The following is a 21,023-nucleotide window of genomic DNA, read 5'->3' as shown; positions in this document are numbered from 1 at the left end:
AATTTAACGCTGTATTATTATTGTTAACCAAGACAAAAAACTTTACCGTTAATGTCATCATCTATAATACAAAACAGCTTAATAAATTAGAGGTTTATATGGAAAGTCCAATGCACTCAATGCTCTCTAAAGGATGGAAATGGTTCTTTATTGTTGGCATTCTAATTAGTATCGCGGGTTTATGTGCGATCAGTTTACCCGTTGTTGCTGGTGTAACAATTACCACAATCATCGGTGCAACCTTCTTATTTAGTGGTCTAGTTCAGGCTTACCATACCTTCAGTATTAAACAGTGGAACGTTAAACTTTGGTACGTTCTAGCTGCAGTCCTTTATATCGTTGGTGGTCTATTTATCTTATTCAAGCCATTAGCAGGATTGGTTACTATCACAATGTTGATGGTTGTGACCATGATCTTCAACGGTGGTACTCGTGTAGTATTTGGTTTAACAAACCGTGCCCTACCAGGTGGTAAGTGGATTGTTCTTAGCGGTATTATTTCAACTGCTATTGGTATTTATTTCTTTACCTTGCTTGATGATCCTCAGTTCTCTCTTTCTCTACTAGGTATCTTTATTGGTGTTTCATTACTATTTGAAGGCTTTAGCTTTATTTTCCTAGGCTCACAACTGAAAAAACAAGCAAATAAAATCCAGTAGTTATTTAAATATCTTTAAATATCAAAGGGAGCTTCTAATGCTCCCTTGCTTCCTTACTTCGCCATAACCTCAGCTATCGCCCTACCTAACATTACCTTATGACAACCCTAATACATAAAGAGCATAATCAATTTCAGATTCAATGATTTTTTCTCTATCCAGCCTGAAATCTAAGGTTTTTATACTTAATAGGCTATCTTCGTTATTTTTGCTGATATAGCCTTTGCATATCAAATCTATTAGCAATAAAATGTTCGGAGTCGGTAGATTACTCATATTGAGTCGTTAAATTGTGTAGATTTACTTCATTTCTCTTCATTACTTGTTCGCTGTTACTGTCTTCAGTTACGGTCGAGCTTAGTCAGCCTAAAAATATAGGTTTGTACCGCTATGAAGTAAGTCTGAATTCAAACATTCACAATGATGATAAAGTACAATATGTGCCAAATTCTCGGTTTGTTCGTAATGAATCAAAACCAGATATAGAGCCATCAACCGACAATCCAGATAGAGTTTCCTCTTTTGATTTGGTTCGAAATTACTTTGAGCATAAGATTTTTGTCGCCAAACTTGCTCAACAACGCGTAATTAGCCATATCAACCCTCCATTTGTGCTTAATGGCTGGCGAATCAGTAATTTACAATTTCGATTTGGCCACAGCCGTAGAGAGCCATTCGTTTCATAAGCTTGTTGTTTTTAAATTTATAACTCTAATTTTAAGGAAACTTTGATGCTAGATTCATTTCTATCCATATTCACAGCACTGTGGCATCAAGATTTTGTTGCGCTAAAAAATCCAGAAAGTATCTTAATGATCTACTTCTGCGTTACATTCGTCATTTGGCTTGAAAGTGCATTTTTACCGGCAGCTCCTCTTCCATGTGACAGCATTGTTATACTTTCTGGCACATTAGGTGCGATGGGTATTATTGACTATAAAGTAATATTCATTTTACTAGTAGCAGCGTCTGCAACTGGTAGCTGGCTAGCTTACCTACAAGGACGTTGGTTAGATCATCTACCTAAAGTTCAGCGTTGGGTTAAGATGGTTCCACCACACCGGATGCAAACTGTTGATAGCTTATTGATGCGACATGGTTTAGTAGCGTTATTTGTAGCTCGTTTTATCCCTGTTGTACGTCCATTACTACCACTTATGATGGGTCTGCGAGTCAAGAGCAAAACGCATTTTTATCGATTCACATGGGTAAGTGCAACCGCGTGGGTTGGTCTACTGACTGGTTTTGGTTATTCATTGAAATTCTTACCAGAAAAAGTAGCTCATGTTGTTACGATTATTTTGATGGTTGCCCCTTTGATTACTTTAGCGGTTGCCGTTTGCAGTGTATTAGCAGGTTGGTTATTACGCCGAAAAAAACGTAATGCAGAAATGAATCAAACTCAAGTAGAACAATCTATTAAGTAAGTAATATCGTACAGGTTGTATATATTATGTTAAGGCTGCTTCGGTAGCCTTTTTCTTTTAATAGAACTAACAGAACCGAGTCTAAAGGCAAATTTTAGTTAGAAAGATGAGCTCTTCAAAGTTGAATTCGAACCTAAAGACTTGAGGTATTTTGAAGTATCTATTTTAGCCCATCTCAACCATCAAACCGCCATCTTATCCTTAATTACCCTCTATTTATTGAACCAGAAAAATAGCTCTCCTCGCATTGGTTTCTGATACAAAAAAAACCCGCCTTGCGACGGGTTTAATATAGGATTCGAATAACTTCAAATTAGAAGTAGAAACGAGTACCGAATACGATGTTAGTTAGGCTATCTTTAGCTTTGTCGCCAGAGAAGTCGATATCGTCAGTTGCGATGTTGTAGTTCGCTTCAGCTGTTAGAGCAACGTTAGGGTTGATGAAGTATTTAACACCAGCCGCTAGTTTGATGTTAAGAGCCCAAGAATCACCACTCTCACCTAGATCACCAGATGCACCATTATTGTTGTCGTAGCTTAAACCAGCAAGCTCAGTTGCTGCACCAACGTAAGGAACCCAGTTAGTAGAGTTAACGAAGTTGTACTCTGTGAATACACCTAGTTTACCACTGATTGCATCATTTGCATCTTGTGCACGTACAGAAGCAGTACCACCCACTTCCCAGTTATCTTTAACGAAAGTACCGTAAGAACCGTTTAGGTTTAGATCCCAACCGCTACCTAGTTTAGCGTTACCCTGGATACCTAGTTCCTGAGTACCTGCTGGTAGTTGAACTGCTGCTTGAGCTGCAACTGGAGCAATAACTGCTAGAGCCACTAGAAGGCTTAGTGCATTCTTTTTCATTGTAATTCCTAAATTCCATTATATAAGTAGAGACAAGCCAATAAGCTACCCATTATGAATAGCACAAGACAATCTATAGTTCATAATCTATTTGTCTTTTAGTTCACTTGTCTGAAATTCGAAGCGTAAATTAGCACGACTTTTCGCAGTTGTGAACCCTTTCCTGTTCAGTTTTTGTTCAAATGAACAATATTCATAATTTATTTTCAAAAAAGGCATCTAAATGATGAATTTAAGAAATTTCTGACATTTACGTGACATTAATTAATTTACAACACGATATGCGCTGAATAAAACAGCATAGTATTTGCAATATGTAACTTCTGAAATTACTTTATTTTTTATTATGGTTGGTAAATAAAATAACTGTTTAAAGCAGCAGCTAATTTTCACAAATCTCGCAGATATTTTATGTAAAAAAGACACTTTTTATTGAAAGGATCTACTTGTTTGGTTAAATCTAATACGTTTATCAAAAAATAAATAATAAAAAAGCTCCCACCTAATGAGAGCTTTAATAAGTTCTATAACATCCGTTTTTCAACTGGTGCTATTTAGCACTCAGTACTTGAGCAGGATGTAATCGACTGGCTCGTCTTGCTGGATACCACGTTGCAACTAAACTAAGCAAAATAGCCGTTATCGAAACCAAAATGACATCATGGATAGATAGCTGCGTCGGCAAGAAGTCAACAAAGTAGATATCACCAGAAAGAAAACGATGACCAACTAGTTTTTCAATGACTTTGACAATAGCCGTTAAGTTTATCGCCAAAAGTGACCCGACAACCGCCCCAATTAAGCTACCCACTACACCCGACATTAGTCCATGCCAAACAAAAATCGATTTAATGAGACGATCTTGCGCCCCCATGGTACGTAAAATCGCAATATCAGCAGAACGATCTTTAACAGCCATCATCAAAGTCGATACAATATTAAAACAGGCCACACCAATTACCAGCACCATCACTAGGTACATAATAGTGCGAACCATCTGAATATCTCGGTATAGATAACCAAATTTCTGAGTCCAGCTTTTCAAATAGACATAAACAGGCAGCGTATACCCTACCTCTTTTACAATGTGCTGTGCATTTAAAACATCGGTCACATTCAAAGAGATACCCGATACGCCATCTCCCATATCCAAATACTGCTGAGCATCTTGTAACGGTACAATCGCCAAGGTGTGATCTATTTGGCCACCGAGCGCTAAAATTCCCGCAACTTGGAGACGAATACGATGGGGAGCTTTAAGTTTTGCATCAGGATCCGCGCTTGGAATCATGGCCGTTAGCCAATCGCCTCGTTTCACCTTCAGTTTATTAGCAATACCTTGACCAATGATGATCTCTTTATGACCGGCTTTAAAATTCGACCAAGCATTATCAAGAACAAACTTAGGTAAAGCACTAACCTTAGTTTCATCTTTTGGATCAACACCTCGTATTCCAACCGCCTTAAGTTTTGCCCCTTTTTCTAACAAAGCAGTGAACTGCACATAAGGTGCAGCACCTGTCACTAACGGGCTCTGTTCAACGCGTTTAATAATAGGTTGCCAATCTTGCAATGGTGGCTTAACTGCTTCTAATTCACCATGAGGAATGACCGCAAGAACTCGATTTTGTAACTCTCGTTCAAAACCATTCATCGCAGATAAGCCAAGAATAATGACGGCAACACCAACCGCAATACCAATGGTTGATGACATTGAAATAAACGATACCATCCGATTTCGTTTCTTCGCTCGGCTAAATCGGCTACCTATATAGAGAGATAAAGGTCGAAACATTACACAGCCTCAACTTGTGTTAACACACCATCTTTCATATGCATACAACGGTCAAGTTTGCTTGCCAACTCTTTGTCATGCGTCACGACCAAGAAAGCTGTTCCCGACTCTTGATTGAGTTTACGCATCAAATCATAAATCTCGACTGCAGTTTTATGATCTAAGTTACCCGTTGGCTCATCGGCCAAAACAATAGCCGGTTTATTCACCAATGCTCTTGCAATAGCAACACGTTGACGTTCACCACCACTGAGTTCCGATGGACGATGTTCTAAACGGTGTTTAAGGCCCACTAATTCTAACATGTCATGAGCACGCTGACGGGCCTCTGCAACGCTCACCCCACCAATCAACAATGGCATTGCCACATTTTCTGTTGCAGTAAAATCGGATAATAAGTGATGAAATTGATACACAAAGCCAATCTGTTTATTACGTAATTTAGCTTGTTTATTCGCACTTAATGTATCTAACCGAGTCCCTTTAAAGAAGACCTCACCATCAGTTGGCTCATCCAATGCCCCTAAAATATGCAACAGGGTACTTTTGCCTGAACCTGAAGAGCCAACAATAGCGACTAACTCACTGTCTTCAATTGAAAATTCAACTTCTTTTAATACTTCAGTCTCAAGCTGAGCCTCTTGATACACCTTACGCAGGTGATGACAATGTAATAATGAATTATTCATAACGTAGTGCCTCAGCAGGACGAACAGATGCAGCTCGGTATGATGGGAATACCGTTGCAAGTAAACTTAATAAAATAGCGCCAATTATAACAATGATGATCTGAACAGGCTCAATAACAACAGGTAAAGAGCCACCAATGGCTGAAAGACGAACGCCAATTATCGACATCACCGTATTTAAATTAACAGAGAATAATGTACCTAGAATGCCGCCAAACACAGCACCAATTACCCCACTACTCGACCCCTGAACCATGAAAATGGCTAGGATCTGATGGTTAGTCATACCTTGGGTTTTTAAAATCGCAACCTCAGACTGTTTCTCCATCACCACCATAATCAGTGCAGAGATAATATTAAATGCAGCAACTCCGATGATAAGACCCAGCATTAATCCCATCATATTCTTTTCCATTTTAACGGCTTGGAATAACTCGCCACGTTGAGCTCGCCAATCGGTCCATTGCCAATGGTTAGGTAAAGGTTGCTGTTCTAATTCAGTTACAACAAAAGGATCATCAAGATACAGACGCCAACCACTCATTTGATCCGATTTAAAGTGCAATAAACGACCTGCATCCTGAATATTGGTGTACACCAGCTCTTCATCAACGTTTGAGCCCGTATCGTAAATCCCCACCACGGTAAATTTACGTTGGCTTGGAATTCGACCTAAAGGAGTATATTGACTGACACTCGTAACCATTAATCGGATTTGATCGCCTACTCGAACCCCTAATTGAACAGCTAACGCTTGACCAATAACAACATTAAAACTATTAGGTGTTAATTTATCGAGAGCGCCAAGAACCATATGATCGGCGATAACTTCATATTTATTAGGATCAATCCCCAACATGGTTCCCGCCGAAATCGACTGAGCACTCTGAATGACGACCTCACCTCGGGTAATTGGAACAACCTTAGTTACGTGATCCATTTGAGTCAGTACGGCTGGAGCGCTATCACTCTCAAGCATACGACCACTCGCATCGGTAATTACAGCCTGTGGTAATACCCCTAAAATACGGCTTTTCAGTTGATCTTCAAAACCATTCATCACTGATAAAACAGTAACAAGAGCCATAACACCAATAGTAATACCGGCAGTAGACATATAGGAGACGAAACGACTAAAGCGATCGCCTGAGCGACCTCTTAAATAGCGTAACCCTATAAAAAAAGAGACTGGATGAAACATAACCTAGTGAAATCACTCCCTTAAATGAATAGCTCTAGAATACCTGTTCGAGTTATGGAATACCATGCAAAGAGGTAAAACTAATGTAAAAACAGGAACTAATTACTGCCAACTTGGGTTCTAGACTTGCGGCTTGCATAAGCCTAGGCAATAATCCTTAATTAGACTTGAATCTGAGTTATTAGTTTAAAGGCATAAAATGAATCAGGATGAGTATTTTTCCGTACATTATGATTTAAAAATTAATGTATACCCTCTTGAGGACGGGGTAACCTTGCCCGACCATCAAACCTTTGTGAAGGAAATTCCTCCACTGTTTCGTGTTGCCAGTGAGTGCTCAGAACAAGAAGAGCAAGCAGAACGGTTACTAAAAGGTATTTCACAAGATGAAAATGCCGCGATTGTCCAATACCTATTCGCGCAAAACAGCAAAATTAACCTACTGCTCTCTTACGTTTTATCGCAACAAGATGATGCCAAACACCGTTTTTATACAACGTCATTTGGTGCAAGCAAATTAAACTATATTGCAACCCAACCGCTTGCAGTAAACCAATATGTTCAAACCACACTCTTCTTAGACTACCCACCAGCAGCTATCTACAGTTATGCCCAAGTCAGCCGCTGCGAACTTTTAGCAAATAATCAATTTGAGGTTGAATTACGCTATGTTCGCCTCCAAGAAGAAGATAAAGATTTACTGATTCGAGCTGCGTTACATCAACAGCAAAAACTACTACGTCAACGTGCTCAACAACGCTCAAATACGATAAAAGAATGATGAAACAAAATACAATACTCTCAATTCCTCTTCCGAAAAAAGCGGGAGAAAGTAGCTATGTTGGCAACCTATCTGGTGCTGCACTTGCATTATCGATTGCTGAATTAGCGGCTAACCATAACGGTCCCATACTTGCTGTGGTGCCAGATAGCCAAACAGCAGTCAGACTACAACCAGAGATTAGCCAGTTTACCCATACTGATGTCACTATTTTTCCTGATTGGGAAACGCTGCCTTATGACAACTTTTCCCCTCATCAAGATATCATCTCGGATCGCTTAGCTCGACTATATCAACTACCAACACAAGAGTCTGGAGTACTGCTCGTACCCATTAGTACGCTGCTGCAACGATTAACGCCGCGAGAATACCTCCACCAGCATGCTCTCATCGTCAAAAAAGGTGATCGCCTCTCTTTAGAGAAATTACGCCTACAGTTAGAGGCATCCGGGTATCGTCATGTGGATCAAGTTATTGAGCATGGTGAATACGCTAGTCGAGGCTCTCTACTCGATCTATATCCAATGGGTAGTAATCACCCTTATCGCATTGATTTTTTTGATGATGAAGTAGATTCCATTCGTGAGTTCGATCCTGAAAATCAACGTTCTACGGGTGAAATTGAGCATATTAATTTACTGCCAGCTCATGAATTTCCAACCGATGATCTGGCGGTAGAAAGCTTCCGTGTACGTTGGCGTGAACGTTTTGAGGCGCGCCGAGAACCTGAGTCGATTTATCAACAAGTCAGTAAAAAAACATGGCCTGCGGGTATCGAATACTGGCAACCTCTATTTTTTGATCATACCGAAAGCTTGTTTGATTATTTACCCCAACAAACATTGCTTGTGACATTAGGTGAGCTTGAGCCTGCCGTTGATCAATTCTTAGCTGATGCTGATTATCGCTACGATCAACGCCGAGTCGATCCACTCCGCCCTCTTCTTGAGCCTAAAGAGCTCTGGTTAACCAAAGATGAGATGCACATTGGCTTTAAACAGTTGCCAAGAGTGCGCGTTCAGCAAGAGAGTGTCGATATTGATAAAGCGGATCGCTTCAATCCAGCCCTGACTAAACTGCCAGAGTTAACGATTAATCATCAGCTAAAAGAGCCATTAGCAGAACTGCGCCGCTTTACTGAACAGTTTACAGGTAAAGTCATTTTTTCTGTTGCCTCTGAAGGTCGTCGAGAAGCATTACTCGATCTTCTGGCTCGAATCAAATTACGACCAATGGTCTGTGCCAACTTAACAGAAGCAGTTGAAAGCCCATCAAATTACACCATGGTTATTGGTGCTGCTGAAAATGGCTTTTTACTGAGCGACCCTCATGTTGCCTTTATCTGTGAAAGTGATCTTCTTGGTGAGCGTGTTACTCAGCGTCGTCGTCGAGAAGAAAAGCGAACAACCGTTAACGCAGATACCATCATTCGTAACTTAGCAGAATTGCAAATTGACCAACCCGTTGTTCATATTGAGCACGGTATCGGTCGTTATAAAGGCTTGCAAACGTTAGAAGCTGGCGGTATTACAACCGAATACGTAACGTTGGAATACCAAAACAGTGCCAAACTATATGTGCCCGTTGCCTCTCTTCATTTAATCAGTCGCTATTCTGGCGGTGCCGAAGAAACAGCGCCAATACACAAATTAGGCGGTGAAGCATGGGCCAAAGCGCGTAAGAAGGCTGCAGAAAAAGTACGAGATGTTGCAGCAGAATTGTTGGATGTCTATGCCAAGCGTGAACTTAAACCTGGCTTTAAATTTAAGCTCGATCGTGAAGCCTATGCCGATTTCTGTACAGGATTCCCATTTGAAGAAACCCATGACCAAGCACTGGCAATTAATATGGTGTTGTCTGATATGTGTCAAACAAAGGTCATGGATCGTTTAGTTTGTGGTGATGTTGGCTTTGGTAAAACCGAAGTCGCGATGCGAGCTGCATTTGTTGCTGTTGATAACAACAAACAAGTTACAGTCCTCGTACCAACAACACTGTTGGCCCAGCAGCACTTCGAAAACTTCCGAGACCGCTTTGCTAATACGCCAATTCGAGTTGAAGTGTTATCTCGCTTTAAAACAGCGAAAGAACAAAAACAGATTTTAGCCGATGTTGAAGAAGGCAAGATTGATATCTTAATCGGTACTCATAAACTGCTTAATAGCACCGTTAAATATCATGATTTGGGTCTGTTAATTGTAGATGAAGAGCACCGCTTTGGTGTCCGTCAAAAAGAGAAGATCAAAGCTATTCGAGCAAACGTTGATATTCTAACACTGACTGCTACACCAATTCCTCGAACTCTTAATATGGCTATGAGTGGGATGCGCGATCTTTCTATTATTGCCACCCCGCCTGCTCGCCGATTAGCTATCAAGACCTTTGTTCGAGAGAAAGATGATGCCATCGTTCGTGAAGCAATTTTACGTGAAATTAATCGTGGTGGTCAGGTTTACTTCCTACATAACGAAGTCGATACCATTGAAAAAACCGTAGAAGATATCAGTAAGCTAGTACCTGAAGCTCGAATCACTTTTGCTCACGGCCAAATGCGCGAACGAGAACTTGAGCGCATTATGAGTGATTTTTATCACCAACGATTTAACGTGTTAGTTTGTACAACCATCATTGAAACAGGGATTGATGTTCCAACCGCTAACACCATTATTATGGATCGTGCTGATAACTTAGGTTTGGCTCAATTACACCAGTTACGAGGCCGTGTTGGTCGCTCTCACCATCAGGCTTATGCTTACTTACTCACACCTCATCCTAAGCGTATGACTAAAGATGCCGTGAAACGTTTAGAAGCCATTGCCTCACTTGAAGATTTAGGTGCAGGGTTTACTTTGGCAACTCATGATCTAGAAATTCGTGGTGCCGGTGAATTATTAGGCGATGAACAAAGCGGACAAATTCAATCCGTTGGCTTTACGCTGTTTATGGAAATGCTAGAGCAAGCCGTTGATGCATTAAAAGAAGGTAAAGAGCCTTCTCTTGATGATCTGCTTAAAGAGCAAACAGAAGTTGAGTTGAGAATGCCTGCTCTTCTACCTGATGATTTTATGCCCGACATCAATACGCGCTTGTCCATGTACAAACGTATTGCCAGCGCCAAAGATCAAACCGAACTTGATGAAATTCGAGTTGAGCTGATCGACCGCTTTGGTCTATTACCAGAAGCGACCAAAAACTTATTAGCATTAAATCAAATTAAGTTGAAAGCCGCTAAAATTGGGATTCGCAAAATTGAAGCGGGCGAAAAAGGTGGGTACTTCGAATTTAGCCAAGATGCCAATATTAACCCTGCAATTTTGGTTAACTTACTGCAAACCCAGCCACAATATTATCGAATGGAAGGACCAACAAAGCTTAAGATCTTCTTAACCGACAGTGATCGTCAAAAACGTATCAAGTTTGTTAATGATCTTGTCGATCAACTATCTCAAGCTGCCTAGTCAATCGTAAAGGCCATCGAACAACTTCGGTGGCTTTCATGCTGTTCTTCCTTCGTTATACTTTATTTTAATGCAGACTCTTAATTTCTATCTTGCCTCATTAGTGGACAACAAGATGACTCAACATTTTACCCTTGAAACCGAACGTCTCTATCTCCGACCATTTAAAGATGTTGATCTGTTTCCTTTTCTACAAGCGCTTTATGATTCCATGGCCGAGCTATCACCCTGGTTAGAGTGGTGTGACTACAATTTCACCCAAGATGATGCCAAAGAGTGGATTGCGAATAGTTCTGTTGCTTGGCAAACCAATACTGGCTATGAATTTGCCGTATTTGATAAACGCAGCGACGAACTCTTAGGGGCTGTGGCACTCACCTGTTTACAGCCATTATTTAATTCCGCCAACTTAGGCTATTGGATCCATTCTAGCTATCATCATCAAGGAATTGCTAAAGAAGCATGCCAAGCGATCATCCATTTTGGTTTTGAAGATTTATCTCTTACTCGTCTTGAGATTGTCACTCATATGGACAATATCCCAAGCCAACAGACCGCACTGGCGTGTGGTGCTCAATTTGAAGCGATCTCGCGAAATCGTGTGTTAGTTAACGATATTCCAAATCCAGGTTATGTCTACTCTATCATTCCACAAGATGTTGAATAAGAGTGTGGTAACATAACGCCCTATTAATTTGTGTGTCTTTTAGTAAGGAAACCTCAGTGTCTAAAATGGTTCTTGCAATTCTACTTGCCGTTCTGGTTGCATTTTTTCTGTATCGTTCATACACCAATAAACAACTGGCAGCGGAGAATATTAAACAAGGTGAAGCATTCTTAGCGGAAAACAAAACAAAACCTGGCGTAATTACAACAGAGTCAGGTTTGCAATATTTAGTGCTACAACCAGGTACTGGCACTGTGCATCCGAAGCCAACGGACACTGTTACTGTGCATTACCATGGTACTTTGATCGATGGGACAGTATTTGATAGCTCTGTTGACCGTGGCGAGAAAATTTCATTCCCGTTAAACCGAGTGATTAAAGGATGGACTGAAGGTTTGCAATATATGGTTGAAGGCGAAAAAGTACGTTTATTCATCCCTGCAAATTTAGCCTATGGTAATAACAGCGCTGGTATTATCAAACCAGGTTCAACGCTAATTTTTGACGTAGAGTTGTTTAAAATTAACTAATTAACCCAACTCGACCAGCTGCTTTTTTGTATGAGTTCACAACTTTTAGAATTAAGCAGCTAATTTTTAAGTAAACAGCAATCTAATCAATACAATTGAGATATATGCCTAAGTCACTTTAATGTGCGAAATTCTATAAATAAGACTTAGGTATGCAGCCATTTTAAAGGACTATTATGAAGTGCTTATCTCACCAATCCCTTATTCTTTTCTCTGTTGGGTTATTAACAACAACTCAAATTCAAGCATCTTCTTCCTTAGAGCAAGATCCAAACTTATATCGCCATTATTATGCTGCCCATGAAATCCAAACTTATCAATCAGACACTAAGCAATGGTCAACTGAGCAAGCATCTGACTGCCTAAGCCTAACTCAAGGCCCCAATCATACTGTTCAGTTTTCATTAGTATTATTTGCTACTAATTCCCACGTTTGCGCAATGGAAGGCTCTGGCATTTGGGTTGGCGATACCATTCGCTACCTTCCAACCCCAGAAGTAAGAGAAGAAGCACCTAATTGCGAATTAGAAATTAATGTCACTCAAGATGATATTTCACTTAGTGATATTGGAGGTGCTTGCCGTGAGTTTTATTGTGGTATCAAGGCCAATATTGACCAAGCTCGCTTCATACGCACTCACCCAACAGAACAAGAATGTCGTTTAGTCAGTGATTAATAACTGCCCAATGTTGGTGTTATCATAATTTCCACGCTATCGCGGTATTCCCCTGCTCGTTGTTGGGTAACTGATGGAACTTCCACTTCAATTGGTATTTTTATACCATCTGGTTGCAACCGATAGCCCTGCTTACTCGATACCTGATGTAAATTCATTACCTTAGAGTTAATTAATAACTGATACGGTATATCCCATTTACTTTGCCCCGAATGATGCCGGAGATTACCTTTGTTTAGCGAAGAAACTTCTACATAAAAGTCCTCGGTTGATTGAATGTACAAATTAGGCGCATTCGTACGAATACCAGATTGTGTTAAGTCTCCTAAGTCCCAACGATAATATTGCCCCGCTATACCGTATAAACTCAGCTTCATTGTATTTACCACGGCAACTTGCAGTGTTAACTCTTCTTTATCATAGTACTGGTTTAATTCATGTGGATTTGCCGTTAAGGTAAACTTTAGCCTCCCTTGATATTGTCCAGAGGCGACGACTTGATCGGCTGGATAGCGGATAGAAAACTGAGTTGATATCCGTTCATTTTCACCCGAGAAATCTACAATGACTTTTGAACTATCTTGACGAACTTGATTGTGTTTGAACTCTAAATCAAATTCTAACCGTTTATTGTCATGATTTATTAAAGCCCATGGAAATACAGCAGGTTCAATAACCAAAAACAGAGGGCATGAACGCTGATCGCCACCCTCAATAATTAATGAATATTGTTGCGTTAGCCCATTAACGTGTTGACCGAAAACTTGATACTGATCCCCACCACTAGAATACGTTATCGCTCTAAGCTGGGCATTACAGTCAGCTATCGTAAATGATGAAAATAAACATAGTATTATAATAAGAGTATTTCTAAGACAGAGGTTCATAGTCCCTCCCCACTTAATTTTGTTTATTTAAACTGATCGTGCCAAGGTTTATTAGCAACGGGCTATTTTCTTTGATGTGTAAATCGTAATACAAATTATGTTTAGCAAAACGAATACTGTAATGTCCTTCTCGTAACCCAGAGATAGCAAACTTACCATTGCGATTTGTGAAAAATTCAATGGGAACATACTGGGTATTATTACGTAAAGTTGCCGAACCAACAGCAAGACTTAAAGGCTGTTTATTGGGATTCTCAAAAGCCCCCATTACCGTAATAACATCATCACTACCTATGGTAAGCGCATAACCAGAGCCATTTTCAGGATACAAAGCAAAAGATCCTTCACCTAAAGAGTATCCCGGAGGGAGATCTTCAACATCATAATTAATCTGCTGCTCACTGTACGCGACAAGATCGGGTATCAACATAGCGCCTAAATTATCACTATTGACCCTTGCTGTATCATCATTAGGCTGGATTTCAATATAGTGTTCTTTGAGGTTGGCATGTGACTTTATAATGGCAAAGCTTTCATTAACCGGCCTACCAACCGCCCATTGGCCATCAGCAAACGCAACACTTGTGGCTAATTCAACTCGTGAAACATGACTTCGATCGGTATCAGATAAGTCAACATAGCGGGTTGTATGATCGGCATTAAACTCAAATCGATTACCGGTATAATAGAATCCAGCATCAATAGCAGCATCTGTATCTTTGCTATTTTCGACACCAATAAATGTTGAGATCCCTCCCGTATTTCCCAAGTTCTTCTGATACGACAACTCACTTTGTGCTTGCTGATTATAGCTGTTGTAATTCGATATCCAGCGGCCTGTATATCCTAGCGGCCAACTGACAATGGCCTGAAGTGACAGATCATCATCAGTTCGCTTTTCATATTGATAAGTAGCCGTCACATTCCATGTAGCGGCTGTTGAAAATAATGGTGCTGATAATCCAGAACTGATAGACCAGCGATAATCATTATCATAAGAATAGCTATAGACCCCAGATAATGATCCTCTTAAGGTCGAGGTAATATTACTATCAAAGTACAGAGTAACGGCATGTTGATCCGATTGTAGCGCCGAAAAATCCAACGAGCCATTTGACTCATATGTTTCAGCATCAGATGTGACGTCATTGATTCCTACAAAATTAGGAGAAAAATACTCATATTTAATACTCAATGAAGGATTAAATTGATCCCTCGCTGGAAACTCAGCATCAAAGCCAATACTCGCGGCCCAACCACTATGATAATAGTCATGATCACTGTATGCGACATTCGTTTCAAATGTACCAATTGACGTTGCAACTAATGTTCGTTGACCTAATTGTTGAATATCTGTTTTTTTATTTGAGTCTCGGGAGATTAACCATTGCCCATTGACTCCTAAAGTTAACCAAGGGTTTAAGCCATATTCATAAAATCCACTGATAACCCGGTGTTGATTTTCATATTCCATACCTTGATTTGATAAGTTACCTGGTACACCAAAGCCTAAGCTGTATTCAAATTCCCCTTCTTTTAATAAATCACGCCCAGTCGCGATATTGAAGTTCAACGTCTCACTATTGCCATAATTATCACTAATAACAAGCTCAACATTATTATTACCAGCAGCCAGCGGAATATCTTGCAAATTATAAGAACCAGGGGCTAAGGTAAGTCGATTCACAATAATACCATCGACTTTCACATCTACATTAGAGGTTCTTTGTAAAGTAAAACGCTGACTGGCTGTTGGACGAACGTTTCGAGTTGGAATATCTGAATAATCACGGCTAATCGATAACCCGATAATATCCGTGCTATCTTGGAACCCCACGCTAGTCTGATAAAAATCGCCAAGAGTAATTCTTGTCGCAGAATCAGCAAAATCTCGACTTAATCGAGTACCTATACGCTTAAATTGCCAATTGCCGCCATCTTCGTCATCTAAAGTAAACTCTGAAGTTAAAAAGTTCTTCTTCCAGCGAACGCCCGTTTCAAATTGATAATACTGAGTAATATTTGAATCGGATGCCTGCTGATTTTTATATTCATCATGTACCAAAGCAGCTCTTGAATTCAGATAACCACTTAATTTCGCATCCGCTTGATATTTTCTATTTGGTTGCTTCATGATTGCTGATAATGCATGCTCTTTTTGCTGAGCTTTTTGCATCGTTAACTGCATTTCAAACAATTCAGGATTAAATACCAGCTCAACGCCCTTACGTTTAAAGTCATCAGGAGTCAATCTACCTTGCTTACTCTCACCCTTTAGCTGATTGATAATATCGCCACTGAGAGATTGTGATAACAATTCAAGGGTCTGTTTACTGTCCAACGAGATAGAATCATCGGTATCGATAGTAATTAATACCGAACCTAATGCATGACCATTCATGGTTAATAGTGTCTGTAACTCCAGCGGTTGTGATGTAGGGTTAAATTTTGCGGCCCCAGCAGGAAGAACTAACAGGCAAAGGAGAATATATATACTAATCAGTATTCGCATAACTAATCGTCCTTGATAAGTTCTATTGAGCGTACTTTTCTTCCTGATGTATCAATAAAAAGTGATTTTTTTTGTTGTGGGTACAAAAATAATGAGTTTGGTGATATCTGGCTAGAAGTAACAGTAAATGCCTTACCTTGCAGATCAATTAACGATATCTGATAGTCTTCTAGTCTTGTGTATTTATTACCACTATTAATAATTTCTGCCTTTAATCCTGTCGTTGTATTTTCTACACTCACGACATTTACCGAATCAAGCAAATTATTTGATGTAATATGAACAACAGCATTGTATCGGATTCGAATCTGAATCCCAGCATCACTATCTTTAGCTGTTGGGTGCTGTATAAATGAGACAAAATAACTCAGAGATGATTTTAAAACCGTATTATCACTCCAAACTAGCATCACATTCTGCCTTTTACCTGGCTCAATAAGAAAAGCAGGGGGAAATACTTGTAGTTTATGATTAATATCATTCTTATCTTGGTTAATATTGGAAGGAATCACCTCAATCGCTACTCGTTGATTAGAGTCATTATAGAGAGAAATCATCTTATTTCTCTGAGATTCTGATAGATTCCACTCTTGGACCATTGGAGATATTTCTAGACCAAGCACATAAGATGAAAAAAGAGCAAAAAATAATAAAAACATTTTCATTATATGCATCCTTATTTTCATCAATATTTATTGTGCCACAGTTTTAATCTCTATAGCTTTGGGCTTATTTTGAAATTCATTTTTCTTAGGTATGGTTATAATCAAATTTGACTTTGGTAGAACGATATTACTATCCGATAATTTCGCGACACTTTGTTTATTAAGATTGTGTTGTTTTCCTTTTGAATCGATAACCTTCCAAGTCGTCTCACTTAATCGAGCATATTTATTACCACTATTTGTCAGTTTCATTTGCCATAATTGGCCTTGAGACTGTATATCTGAAACGGCTAACTTACTTTGACTATTCTTAGGAGCCACATTCACTAAAGTATTAATATGAACAGATAGACCTAGCTGTCCTTTCTCTTGTTCAGAGAGTTGAATTGGCACTTGACGGAACGAAATACGATAAGCTTTTGATTGGACAATACTAGGATCACCAACATATTTCACCATAACAGATTGTGAACGTCCCGGTTGAATAACCGCAGTCACTGGAACAGCTAAAAACTCGTCATCAGCAGGGACTAAGGTTTCTTGCCCTTGAGAATCAATCTTCAGCTCAAAAGGAATGACTTCTATTGTAAGCGGCTTTTTATCAACATTATCTACCCTCATCACCAGCTGCGAGTCACTTCCAATAGGAGCTAACTCACTAACCATAGGCTGTACTTTAAAAGCATAAGCATGTTGGCTCATACTAATAAGTATCATAAAAGCAATGTTAATTATCTTTGATATCCTATCCATACTTATCCCTTAAAATCGGTGCAGTATACAAATATTCTGCTACTGCACCTTTTCGATGATTATTGTGCGGTAATTGCTACAGTTAATGTGTCGGAATAACCACCAGACCATGGTGCCGCAGCAGTTGTCGTCAGTTCAATTTGACCAGCAATTCCAGCAGCTAAAGTCGCTGAGCCTGATAGAGAGTATGTTTCAGTGTAATTATTGGTATTAAAGCCACCTGGAGCATTAAACGTATTCACATTATTACCAATAGTAAGAACGGCGTCATATGATAAGGCAACATCTTCAGCATCATCAGATTCTAAACCACCTTCTGCGCTGATCATGGTCACAGTAGCTCCATCATAATCATTACATTTGAATGTTAGACCAGATACTGAACCTGTTTTTTGAGCTGTTGATACATCACCAAAATCGACTATAGCGCTGGTTAATCCGCTTATTTCACAAACAGGTGCAACATGACCATTTAGTTTCACATCACCCGCTTGTGCCATACCAGCAGAAAATAAAGTTGTCATTGCAATTACACTTAAGCTAAACTTTTTCATTGTAAACTCCGTTTCATTCCATGTGTTTCGGTTTTTTCCGGCCTGTTACAGCAGGCCGATCTCATTTATGTCACAACTATTCCCATGACACGTAAGCTCTTTAATCTTTAAAGAACCTATTTCTAAAATTGTATTTAAAAATAGACACTAATTTCATTTAAAACTATTTGGATACACATCTATAAATAAAGTATCTTCATAATTTCCAGCCCATACCATAGGTCTTAATAAAGCAATATTAACGCTACCTTGCTGCTTTAAATTAATATCACCACCAAATTCTATATGAACCTTGTTTTGTATTTTATGACTTGTCATATTTAAATAATTCACTCCAGCCATATCAATTCCTAACTGATAGGGAACCACTTCATTATGATATTCTTTGTGTCTAATTCCACCAAAGTCAGACTGAACAGACATACTCAAAGGACTATTACAGTTTACTTCAAAATTAATCAATCGAGGTTTTCCAGATGAGAGTTCAACTGTCTGATTATCTTGAAATTTCATTGTGCATACTTCAGGTATGACGCCAACTAAATCTAATGTTAATTTAGTTGGAGACGCACTAGAAACCGTTGATAAAAAAAATAGAAATAGCCAGAAATATCGCATCACAATAAGCCAATATCATTCAGATGCTATTAATCTAGTCCCTTACTAAAATAAAAAAGTATGAATACAAGTAGTATTTATTATCTATAAATTTAGAAAAGTATTAGATTTAATCTATACTCAATTTATCTTTTATCACTATAATATTTTCGTTTGGATAAAATCATATAAGGATAATCTATGAGTCAAAAAAAATTTAATCTATTATTGATTGGCTTAAAAACTATGAATACCGAGTTAATCATTAATCAAATTAACAACAATAGACTCAATAATATTTCATTTAGGAATATATCCAATTTTAATTATGATTTTAAAACGTCATCTTACGATCTTATTATCATTGATCATCATGCAATTTCAATAAACGAAAATATTAATAAATTACTGGAATCCAAAGACTCTGAAACACCCATCCTAATTTTCAATATTGATACAGATATTACAACAGACACTCTACTATCTTGGCCTAAAGTCAAAGGAATACTGTCAAAGGATTCGCCGATAGAACATTTGATAAAAAGTATCGCTGTTGTGATAGAGCATGGATTATGGCTCCCAAGACAGACTCTAGAGCAAATGCTTGATTACTATCGAAATCATAAACCGAGCAATGATACACGGTTATTACCAACTCAGCCTTTATTGACGCGGCGAGAAAAGCAAATTCTAGGCTTGTTAACAGAAGGAAAAACCAATATAGAGATTGCTGAAACATTATTTGTTGCAGAAACAACCGTTAAGTCTCATATATATAACCTGTATAAAAAAATAGATGTCAAATGTCGAAAAGAGGCTATTTTTAAAGTTAAGCAGCTTCGACCTGAAAGTATGTTATAGCAAAAAAGCCACGCAAACATGACTCTGCGTGGCTTAAAATCTTAAGGCTTTAAAGGACTTAGTGTAATTTTAGATTTGGACGTAATACGCGGTTAATTCGACTGACTAGCATCATAAGACCTGTTTTAAATACCCCATGAAGCGCCATTTGATGCATTCGATACAGCGAGATATAAACGACACGAGCAATGCGTCCTTCTACCATCATTGAGCCCTTAGTTAAATTCCCCATCAAACTACCGACCGTAGAGAAACGACTAAGTGAAACAAGAGAACCATGATCTTTGTAAACATAAGGCTTAAGCGTGCGATCATTTAACTTAGCAACAATATTAGAGAAACAACGACTTGCCATTTGGTGTGCCGCTTGAGCACGAGGAGGAACAAATGAGCCGTCTTCTTGTTGGCAAGATGCAAGATCACCAATAACAAAAATATCGTCATCACGCGTTGTTTGTAGCGTTGGTTTTACCACAAGTTGGTTGATTCGGTTGGTTTCTAGCCCTGCGATATCTTTCATAAAGTCAGGCACTTTAATACCAGCAGCCCACACCATAATTTGCGCAGGAATATGTTCACCATCTTTGGTTGTTAAACCCGTCTCATCGGCTTTATTCACCATAGTCGCAGTACGAACATGTACTCCTAATTTAGTCAACTCACTGTGTGCTGCCTGTGAAATTCGAGGAGGAAGAGCAGGAAGAATTCGCTCACCCGCTTCCACCAAATTCACATTTAGACGGGAGCTATCTAAATCACCAAAACCATAATTCTGCAGCTCTTTTACTGCGTTATGAAGCTCAGCAGATAATTCAACACCCGTTGCACCAGCACCAACAATCGCAATATCCACTGTTTGCTGATCTTTGTTTGCGTGCAGCTTTAAAAACTGGTTATTCATTTGTGTACGGAAACGATGCGCCTGCTCTGGACTATCGAGGAAAATACAGTTTTCTCGTACACCAGGAGTATTAAAATCGTTCGAAATCGAACCAATTGCTAGCACCAAAATATCGTATTCGAGTTCACGTTCAGGCATTAGCAGTTCATTTTGCTTGTTATACAGCGCAGCTAATGTGATCTTCTTAGCTTCGCGATCAACAGCCTGTAAGCTACCCATTTGGAAATCAAAAGAGTGATTTTTAGCGTGTGCACGGTAGCTGATTGCATCAACTCCTGCGTCCATAGAACCAGTAGCAACTTCGTGCAAAAGAGGTTTCCATAGATGGCTTGCTTTTCTATCTACAAGTGTGATCTGGGCACGACGCTTACGGCCTAAAGTTCGACCTAACTTGGTCGCAAGCTCTAAACCACCAGCGCCACCACCAACAACGATAATTCGTGTCATATCTTCCTCTTATTTTGTATCTTAATTTGGTTTAATTTTTATGCTTTGACTGACTTATACTTGGCTATATACCTTATTGAACAACCATCTGGTAAAG

The 21,023-nt window shown here is 39.2% G+C and carries 20 protein-coding genes; 9 read left to right on the top strand and 11 right to left on the bottom strand.

The genetic code is table 11. The features are described from left to right. The first annotated feature begins 98 nt into the window (after positions 1-98). The 3 genes from CTN07_RS03610 (at position 99) to CTN07_RS03600 (ending at position 2,086) form a co-directional block, all read left to right on the top strand. Entirely contained in the window at positions 99-659 is a 561-nt protein-coding gene (locus tag CTN07_RS03610; RefSeq protein ID WP_036764941.1) for an HdeD family acid-resistance protein, read from the top strand. 440 nt (positions 660-1,099) lie between these two features. After that, positions 1,100-1,345 (top strand): hypothetical protein, encoded by a 246-nt coding sequence (locus tag CTN07_RS03605; RefSeq protein ID WP_036763641.1) that lies wholly within the window; start codon positions 1,100-1,102, stop codon positions 1,343-1,345. Positions 1,346-1,390: 45 nt separating this feature from the next. Further along, complete coding sequence (locus CTN07_RS03600) at positions 1,391-2,086, top strand: DedA family protein (protein ID WP_005298834.1); 696 nt, start codon at positions 1,391-1,393, stop codon at positions 2,084-2,086. A gap of 313 nt (positions 2,087-2,399) precedes the next feature. Here CTN07_RS03600 and CTN07_RS03595 read toward each other — a convergent pair whose 3' ends face one another. The 4 genes from CTN07_RS03595 to lolC form a co-directional block, all read right to left on the bottom strand. Beyond that, entirely contained in the window at positions 2,400-2,951 is a 552-nt protein-coding gene (locus CTN07_RS03595) for an outer membrane beta-barrel protein (RefSeq protein ID WP_005298833.1), read from the bottom strand. 550 nt (positions 2,952-3,501) lie between these two features. Continuing rightward, positions 3,502-4,746, bottom strand: coding sequence for a lipoprotein-releasing ABC transporter permease subunit LolE (lolE, locus tag CTN07_RS03590; protein ID WP_005298832.1), 1,245 nt, complete (start codon positions 4,744-4,746; stop codon positions 3,502-3,504). Beyond that, entirely contained in the window at positions 4,746-5,435 is a 690-nt protein-coding gene (gene lolD / locus CTN07_RS03585) for a lipoprotein-releasing ABC transporter ATP-binding protein LolD (RefSeq protein ID WP_005298831.1), read from the bottom strand. The genes lolE and lolD overlap by 1 nt, the downstream gene beginning before the upstream one ends. Next, positions 5,428-6,636 carry a lipoprotein-releasing ABC transporter permease subunit LolC gene (lolC, locus tag CTN07_RS03580; RefSeq protein ID WP_005298830.1) on the bottom strand — a complete coding sequence of 403 codons (1,209 nt, stop codon included), beginning with the start codon at positions 6,634-6,636 and terminating at the stop codon, positions 5,428-5,430. The genes lolD and lolC overlap by 8 nt, the downstream gene beginning before the upstream one ends. A gap of 199 nt (positions 6,637-6,835) precedes the next feature. On the opposite strand from lolC, the gene CTN07_RS03575 reads away from it, so the two are divergent. The 5 genes from CTN07_RS03575 (at position 6,836) to CTN07_RS03555 (ending at position 12,749) form a co-directional block, all read left to right on the top strand. Continuing rightward, the gene (locus tag CTN07_RS03575; protein ID WP_005298829.1) at positions 6,836-7,417 is read left to right on the top strand and encodes a hypothetical protein; all 582 of its coding nucleotides are present in this window, start codon (positions 6,836-6,838) and stop codon (positions 7,415-7,417) included. Then, entirely contained in the window at positions 7,417-10,875 is a 3,459-nt protein-coding gene (gene mfd, locus CTN07_RS03570) for a transcription-repair coupling factor (protein ID WP_036764939.1), read from the top strand. Before CTN07_RS03575 ends, mfd begins: the two co-directional genes overlap by 1 nt. 115 nt (positions 10,876-10,990) lie before the next feature. Next, positions 10,991-11,542 (top strand): GNAT family N-acetyltransferase, encoded by a 552-nt coding sequence (locus CTN07_RS03565; RefSeq protein ID WP_005298825.1) that lies wholly within the window; start codon positions 10,991-10,993, stop codon positions 11,540-11,542. Between the two features lie 56 nt (positions 11,543-11,598). After that, entirely contained in the window at positions 11,599-12,072 is a 474-nt protein-coding gene (bamJ, locus tag CTN07_RS03560) for a BamJ family beta-barrel-assembly machinery protein (RefSeq protein ID WP_036763637.1), read from the top strand. Between the two features lie 176 nt (positions 12,073-12,248). Further along, on the top strand, positions 12,249-12,749 hold the full coding sequence (locus tag CTN07_RS03555; RefSeq protein WP_036763634.1) for a hypothetical protein: 501 nt from the start codon (positions 12,249-12,251) through the stop codon (positions 12,747-12,749). Here CTN07_RS03555 and CTN07_RS03550 read toward each other — a convergent pair. From CTN07_RS03550 to CTN07_RS03525, 6 genes are all read right to left on the bottom strand, one after another. After that, on the bottom strand, positions 12,746-13,636 hold the full coding sequence (locus tag CTN07_RS03550; protein ID WP_005298821.1) for a hypothetical protein: 891 nt from the start codon (positions 13,634-13,636) through the stop codon (positions 12,746-12,748). The two genes, CTN07_RS03555 and CTN07_RS03550, sit on opposite strands and share 4 nt — an antisense overlap. Before the next feature lie 13 nt (positions 13,637-13,649). Then, complete coding sequence (locus tag CTN07_RS03545; RefSeq protein WP_005298819.1) at positions 13,650-16,148, bottom strand: fimbria/pilus outer membrane usher protein; 2,499 nt, start codon at positions 16,146-16,148, stop codon at positions 13,650-13,652. A 2-nt stretch (positions 16,149-16,150) separates the two neighbouring features. Continuing rightward, the gene (locus tag CTN07_RS03540; protein ID WP_005298817.1) at positions 16,151-16,813 is read right to left on the bottom strand and encodes a fimbria/pilus periplasmic chaperone; all 663 of its coding nucleotides are present in this window, start codon (positions 16,811-16,813) and stop codon (positions 16,151-16,153) included. A gap of 27 nt (positions 16,814-16,840) precedes the next feature. Continuing rightward, positions 16,841-17,566, bottom strand: coding sequence for a fimbrial biogenesis chaperone (locus CTN07_RS03535; protein WP_005298815.1), 726 nt, complete (start codon positions 17,564-17,566; stop codon positions 16,841-16,843). A gap of 59 nt (positions 17,567-17,625) precedes the next feature. Next, positions 17,626-18,120, bottom strand: a complete 495-nt coding sequence (locus CTN07_RS03530) for a hypothetical protein (protein WP_036763632.1) — start codon at positions 18,118-18,120, stop codon at positions 17,626-17,628. Positions 18,121-18,273: 153 nt separating this feature from the next. Further along, positions 18,274-18,633, bottom strand: coding sequence for a hypothetical protein (locus CTN07_RS03525; protein WP_146154876.1), 360 nt, complete (start codon positions 18,631-18,633; stop codon positions 18,274-18,276). A 285-nt stretch (positions 18,634-18,918) separates the two neighbouring features. Here CTN07_RS03525 and CTN07_RS03520 point away from each other — a divergent pair, with 285 nt between their 5' ends. Then, a complete protein-coding gene (locus CTN07_RS03520; RefSeq protein ID WP_005298812.1) occupies positions 18,919-19,578 on the top strand; it encodes a helix-turn-helix transcriptional regulator in 660 nt (219 codons plus the stop codon). A gap of 58 nt (positions 19,579-19,636) precedes the next feature. Here the strand turns inward: CTN07_RS03520 and CTN07_RS03515 are convergent, their stop codons facing one another. Beyond that, positions 19,637-20,926: an NAD(P)/FAD-dependent oxidoreductase gene (locus CTN07_RS03515; protein ID WP_005298809.1), complete on the bottom strand. Its 1,290-nt coding sequence runs from the start codon at positions 20,924-20,926 to the stop codon at positions 19,637-19,639. Positions 20,927-21,023: the final 97 nt, after the last annotated feature.

The organism is Photobacterium damselae (assembly GCF_003026815.1).
GTDB lineage: Bacteria > Pseudomonadota > Gammaproteobacteria > Enterobacterales > Vibrionaceae > Photobacterium > Photobacterium damselae.
Note: the sequence above shows the minus strand (reverse complement) of the source record. Positions and strands in the feature narration are given on the sequence as shown.

Excerpts from the sequence above, each read along its gene's own strand:
- CTN07_RS03610 (WP_036764941.1), top strand. The coding sequence starts at position 99 with ATGGAAAGTCCAATGCACTCAATGCTCTCTAAAGGATGGAAATGGTTC.
- CTN07_RS03600 (WP_005298834.1), top strand. The coding sequence starts at position 1,391 with ATGCTAGATTCATTTCTATCCATATTCACAGCACTGTGGCATCAAGAT.
- CTN07_RS03595 (WP_005298833.1), bottom strand. The coding sequence starts at position 2,951 with ATGAAAAAGAATGCACTAAGCCTTCTAGTGGCTCTAGCAGTTATTGCT.
- lolE (WP_005298832.1), bottom strand. The coding sequence starts at position 4,746 with ATGTTTCGACCTTTATCTCTCTATATAGGTAGCCGATTTAGCCGAGCG.
- lolD (WP_005298831.1), bottom strand. The coding sequence starts at position 5,435 with ATGAATAATTCATTATTACATTGTCATCACCTGCGTAAGGTGTATCAA.
- lolC (WP_005298830.1), bottom strand. The coding sequence starts at position 6,636 with ATGTTTCATCCAGTCTCTTTTTTTATAGGGTTACGCTATTTAAGAGGT.
- CTN07_RS03575 (WP_005298829.1), top strand. The coding sequence starts at position 6,836 with ATGAATCAGGATGAGTATTTTTCCGTACATTATGATTTAAAAATTAAT.
- mfd (WP_036764939.1), top strand. The coding sequence starts at position 7,417 with ATGAAACAAAATACAATACTCTCAATTCCTCTTCCGAAAAAAGCGGGA.
- CTN07_RS03565 (WP_005298825.1), top strand. The coding sequence starts at position 10,991 with ATGACTCAACATTTTACCCTTGAAACCGAACGTCTCTATCTCCGACCA.
- CTN07_RS03555 (WP_036763634.1), top strand. The coding sequence starts at position 12,249 with ATGAAGTGCTTATCTCACCAATCCCTTATTCTTTTCTCTGTTGGGTTA.
- CTN07_RS03550 (WP_005298821.1), bottom strand. The coding sequence starts at position 13,636 with ATGAACCTCTGTCTTAGAAATACTCTTATTATAATACTATGTTTATTT.
- CTN07_RS03545 (WP_005298819.1), bottom strand. The coding sequence starts at position 16,148 with ATGCGAATACTGATTAGTATATATATTCTCCTTTGCCTGTTAGTTCTT.
- CTN07_RS03540 (WP_005298817.1), bottom strand. The coding sequence starts at position 16,813 with ATGAAAATGTTTTTATTATTTTTTGCTCTTTTTTCATCTTATGTGCTT.
- CTN07_RS03535 (WP_005298815.1), bottom strand. The coding sequence starts at position 17,566 with ATGGATAGGATATCAAAGATAATTAACATTGCTTTTATGATACTTATT.
- CTN07_RS03530 (WP_036763632.1), bottom strand. The coding sequence starts at position 18,120 with ATGAAAAAGTTTAGCTTAAGTGTAATTGCAATGACAACTTTATTTTCT.
- CTN07_RS03525 (WP_146154876.1), bottom strand. The coding sequence starts at position 18,633 with ATGAAATTTCAAGATAATCAGACAGTTGAACTCTCATCTGGAAAACCT.
- CTN07_RS03520 (WP_005298812.1), top strand. The coding sequence starts at position 18,919 with ATGAGTCAAAAAAAATTTAATCTATTATTGATTGGCTTAAAAACTATG.
- CTN07_RS03515 (WP_005298809.1), bottom strand. The coding sequence starts at position 20,926 with ATGACACGAATTATCGTTGTTGGTGGTGGCGCTGGTGGTTTAGAGCTT.